6 protein-coding genes are annotated in these 4,835 nt (G+C 69.9%); 2 read left to right on the plus strand and 4 right to left on the minus strand.

Translation table 11 applies throughout. From position 1 onward, the window contains the following. Together MFF42_RS24690 and MFF42_RS24695 are read left to right on the plus strand one after the other, a co-directional pair. On the plus strand, positions 1–945 hold a 945-nt coding region (locus MFF42_RS24690; protein WP_238258580.1), incomplete at its 5' end, for an NAD(P)/FAD-dependent oxidoreductase. A gap of 85 nt (positions 946–1,030) precedes the next feature. Then, entirely contained in the window at positions 1,031–2,269 is a 1,239-nt protein-coding gene (locus MFF42_RS24695; protein WP_238258582.1) for a cytochrome P450, read from the plus strand. A 229-nt stretch (positions 2,270–2,498) separates the two neighbouring features. Here MFF42_RS24695 and rplA read toward each other — a convergent pair whose 3' ends face one another. The 4 genes from rplA to secE all read right to left on the minus strand — a co-directional run. After that, positions 2,499–3,197 carry a 50S ribosomal protein L1 gene (gene rplA, locus MFF42_RS24700; RefSeq protein ID WP_183667043.1) on the minus strand — a complete coding sequence of 233 codons (699 nt, stop codon included), beginning with the start codon at positions 3,195–3,197 and terminating at the stop codon, positions 2,499–2,501. Between the two features lie 10 nt (positions 3,198–3,207). Beyond that, entirely contained in the window at positions 3,208–3,657 is a 450-nt protein-coding gene (gene rplK / locus MFF42_RS24705; RefSeq protein WP_003597508.1) for a 50S ribosomal protein L11, read from the minus strand. Between the two features lie 349 nt (positions 3,658–4,006). Continuing rightward, positions 4,007–4,540 carry a transcription termination/antitermination protein NusG gene (gene nusG / locus MFF42_RS24710; RefSeq protein WP_003597503.1) on the minus strand — a complete coding sequence of 178 codons (534 nt, stop codon included), beginning with the start codon at positions 4,538–4,540 and terminating at the stop codon, positions 4,007–4,009. Between the two features lie 43 nt (positions 4,541–4,583). Then, on the minus strand, positions 4,584–4,835 hold a 252-nt coding region (gene secE, locus MFF42_RS24715), incomplete at its 5' end, for a preprotein translocase subunit SecE (protein WP_238258584.1).

Below are 4,835 nucleotides of genomic sequence, written 5' to 3' on the forward strand. Positions count from 1 at the left end.
GCGACCCGGCTCGACCTGGGGGAGCGCGTGGTCGAACTCGGCGACGGCGACCGCCTTCCCTACGATCGCCTGCTGATCGCCACGGGCACGCGGGCGCGGCCCTGGCCCAAGCCGGAGGAGGCCGGGCTCGCCGGCGTCTTCACCCTGCGCGGGCGGGACGACGCCGAGCGGCTCGGGGCCTGCCTGCGCGCCAGGCCGCGGCGCGTCGTCCTCGTCGGCGGCGGCTTCATCGGCTTCGAGGTCGCCTCGACCTGCCGCGATCTCGACATCCCCGTCACCCTGCTGGTGCGCGACGCGGTGCCGCTCGCCGCGGCGCTGGGTCCCCGCCTCGGCGGCCTGATCGGCGAGGTCGCCCGCGAGCGGGGCGTCGACCTGCGCCTCGAATCCGAGATCGAGCGGATGGAGGCGGAGGGCGGGCGTCTCGCGGCCATCGTCCTGAAGGACGGCGAGCGGATCGAGACCGCGTGCCTCGTCGCGGCCATCGGGACGCTCCGCAACGTCGAGTGGCTCGACGGCGCCGGGCTGGAGGCCGACGCCGAGGGCCTGCGCTGCGACGCCTTCTGCCGGGCCCTGCGCGCCGACGGCCGCGTCGCCGAGGGCGTGTTCGCGGCCGGCGACGTCGCCCGCTGGCCGAACCCGCACGACGACGACGCGCTGGTGGCGGTCGAGCACTGGGGCAACGCCCGGGCGCAAGCGGAGACCGCGGCCGCCAACATGCTGGCGGGCGACGCCTCGGCCATGCGCCGCCACGACCACCTGCCCGATTTCTGGTCGCAGCAATTCGGCCTGACGATCAAGCTCGTCGGCCTGGCCGAGGGTGCCGACGCCTTCGCGGTGGTGCACGGCGCGCTCGACGAGCGCCGCCTCGTGGCCGTCTACGGACGCGACGGCCGCACCGTCGCGGCGGCCGCGATCGACAGCGCCCGCTGGCTGCCCGCCTTGTAGGCGGCGATCCGGGAGCGCGCGCCATTCCCGCCGATCGCGGACGCCCTCGACCAGCCCCGCCTCCGTCTGCAGGAGCCATGACCCCGTGAGCGGAAGCACGCTGTTCGAACAGATCCTCGATCCCGCCAACCGGGCGAACCCCTACCCGCTCTACGCGGAGATGCGGAGGGTGCCCGTCGCGCGGCAGGAGGACGGCACCTACGTCGTCAGCACGCATGCGGAGCTGGCGCGGCTGATCTCCGACCCGCGGATCAGCTCGGACGACCTGCCCGACCCGCAGAAATTCCGCTGGACCGGCAATCCGGTCACCGACCTGCTGGTGCGGCCGGTGCGGGCCGAGATCCGCAAGCGCCACCGCCCCTTCATCTTCCGCGACCCGCCCGACCACGACCGCCTGCGGGGTCAGGTGATGCGCTGCTTCACGCCTGAGCGGGTGCGCGGCATGCGCGCGAAGACCCAAAAGATCACCGACGACCTGATCGGCAAGATGCGGGGCAAATCCTGCATCGACCTCGTCGACGACTTCTCCTACCCGCTCCCCGTCACCGTGATCTGCGAGCTGCTCGGCGTGCCGCCGGAGGACGAGGCGCGGTTCCACGGCTGGGCGACGCAGCTCGCGACCGCGCTGGAGCCCAACCAGCGCGACGACGAAGAGACGAGGGCCAAGAACGAGGTCTGCTTCACCGAGATCGCCGACTACCTCCAGTGCCTGATCAAGGAGAAGCGCAAGGACCCACAGGAAGACATCCTGTCCGACCTCGCGAACGACAAGGACGGGATGAACGATTTCGACCTGATCGCCACCGCCGTGCTGCTGCTGGTGGCGGGCCACGAGACCACGGTGAACCTGATCACCAACGGCATGCTGACGCTGCTGCGCTTCCCCGAGCACGGGGAGCGCCTGCGCGCCGAGCCGGGGATCGCGCCGCGGCTGATCGAGGAATTGCTGCGCTACGAGCCGCCGGTCCAGTATCGCACCCGGCTGGCGCTCGCCGACATCACGGTCGGCGGGATCACCATCCCGAAGGACGCGCCGGTGATCTTCCTGCTGGCGGCGGCCAACCGCGACCCGGCGCGCTTCCCCGACCCCGACCGCTTCGATCCCGACCGGACCGACAACCGCCATCTCGGCTTCGGCGGCGGTCTGCACTACTGCGTCGGCGCGCCGCTGGCGCGGATCGAGGCGGAGGTGGCTCTGGTCAGCCTGATGCGGCGGCTCAAGGGCGCGTCCCTGGTCGAGGATCCGCCCCCCTACCGTCCCGGCGCCTCGCTGCGGGGCCCGCGGCACCTGCGGCTGGCGCTGGAGGGCGTGGCGGAGACGTAGACGTTCACCGGCATGCCCCCTCTCCCCGCTTGCGGGGAGAGGACCGCGACGATCTTGTCGTCGGCGCGGTGAGCCCGCAGGGCGAGGGTGAGGGGGCGCATCCAGAGGAGGCTCCTCCAGCCAAGCCCCCTCACCCTCGGCTGCCGCCTCGCAATGACGGCACCCCGCCAAACGAAAAGCGCCCGGCCTCGCGGCCGGGCGCTTCCCAGAAGTCCGTTCGGACGATCGCTTACGCGGTGAGCACCGTGGAGGGCTCGACCTTCACGCCCGGGCCCATCGTCGAGGTGACGGCGATGCGCTGGATGTAGGTGCCCTTGGCGCCGGCGGGCTTCGCCTTGGCGACCGCGTCGGCGAAGGCCTTGATGTTCTCGACGAGCTTCTGCTCGTCGAAGGACACCTTGCCGACGCCGGCGTGCACGATGCCGGCCTTCTCGACGCGGAACTCGACCGCACCGCCCTTGGCGGCGGCGACCGCGCCCTTCACGTCCATGGTGACGGTGCCGACCTTCGGGTTCGGCATCAGGCCGCGCGGGCCCAGCACCTTGCCGAGACGGCCGACGAGCGGCATCAGGTCCGGGGTCGCGATGCAGCGATCGAACTCGATCTTGCCGCCCTGCACGATCTCGAGGAGATCCTCGGCGCCGACGATGTCGGCACCCGCCGCCTTGGCGTCGTCCGCCTTGGCGCCGCGGGCGAAGACCGCCACGCGGACCGTCCGGCCGGAGCCGTTCGGCAGGTTGCAGACGCCGCGGACCATCTGGTCGGCGTGACGCGGATCGACGCCGAGATTCATCGAGATCTCGACGGTCTCGTCGAACTTGGCCGAGGCCTTCGACTTCACCAGCTTGATCGCCTCGTCGATGGCGTAGAGCTTCATCGGCTCCAGACCCTCGCGGGCGGCGCGGATGCGCTTTCCTTCGCGTGCCATGATGCCCTCCTTAAGCGACGACTTCGAGGCCCATGGCTCGCGCGGAGCCACGGATCATCGCGACCGCCGCATCGACGGAATCGCAGTTGAGGTCGGGCATCTTCTTCTCGGCGATCTCGCGAAGCTGGGCCTCGGTGATCTTGCCGACGGTCGGACCCTTGCCCGGGGTCTTGGAGCCGGAGGCCGGCTTCTTGCCGATCTTCAGGCCGACGGCCTTCTTCAGGAAGAAGGTGACCGGGGGCTGCTTCATCTCGAAGGTGAAGGAGCGATCCTGATACGCGGTGATGATCACCGGGATCGGGGTGCCCTTCTCCATCTGCGCGGTCTTCGCGTTGAAGGCCTTGCAGAATTCCATGATGTTGAGGCCGCGCTGACCGAGCGCGGGACCGATCGGCGGCGACGGGTTGGCGGCGCCGGCCGGGACCTGAAGCTTCACGTAGCCCGTGATCTTCTTCGCCATGGGACTGCTCCCAAGATGTGCGCGTCGCCGTGCTGCCTGAGGCACGGACGGACGGGCGGTTGCAGGTCGCGGTGCGATCCGTGGATCCCGGAGGCGAGGCCGGGCGGATCTCCCGCGGATGGTACCCCGCCGCAGCGGGGACTTATCCGGCGAAGCCGGATCTCAACGCGATATCCACCACCAGAGACGCAGCCACCATCCGTGGCGCTCGGGGAAGTCTCGCAAACTCATCTGACCGCTCAGCAGGCGCCAGAAGAAGATGCCCACACACCACAGGAACGCGCCTGCGACGGCCATGCCGACGGCTAAATCTCGATACTGAGACGTAACCGCCGGGTTGATCATGGGATCAGACCTTCTCGACCTGACCGTATTCCAGCTCGACCGGGGTGGCGCGGCCGAAGATCGACACCGCCACCTTGAGGCGCGAGCGGGCATCGTCGATCTCCTCGACGGTGCCGTTGAAGGAGGCGAAGGGGCCGTCGGAGACGCGCACCGTCTCGCCGATCTCGAAGGAGACCGTGTGCTTCGGGCGGTCCACGCCCTCCTGCACCTGCCCCTTGATGCGCTCGGCCTCCGCGTCCGGGATCGGCACGGGCTTGGCCTTGTCGGCACCGAGGAAGCCGGTGACCTTCGGGGTGTTCTTGATGAGGTGGTAGACCTCGTCGGTCAGGTCGCACTTCACCAGCACGTAACCGGGGAAGAATTTTCGCTCGGCGTCCACTTTACGGCCACGCCGGACTTCCGTGACCTTCTCGGTCGGCACCATGACCTCGTCGAACAGCTCGGTCAGCCCGCGCTGGGCCGCCTGGTCCTTGATGGACTGGGCGACCTTGTTCTCGAAATTCGAGTAGGCGTGGACGATGTACCAGCGCTTCGACACGGGTCTCTCAACTCCTCGGCGTCGCAGAAACGCCCGAAAATCCTTAGGCGCCGATCCCGAGGATCAGGCCGACGCCGAAGCGCAGCACCTGATCGACGGCGACGAAGAACAGGCTCGCGACCACGACCATGATGAACACCATCATCGTGGTGACGGTGGTTTCCTTGCGGGTCGGCCACGTGACCTTGCGGGCCTCGTCGCGCACCTGACCCAGGAACTCCGCCGGGCCGACGCGCTTCGGCGCGGGGCGCGCCGGCGGGGCCGCGCGCGGGGGCGAGACGGGCGCCGCGCCGCG

The organism is Methylorubrum podarium, assembly GCF_022179745.1.
In the GTDB taxonomy this organism is placed as follows: domain Bacteria; phylum Pseudomonadota; class Alphaproteobacteria; order Rhizobiales; family Beijerinckiaceae; genus Methylobacterium; species Methylobacterium podarium.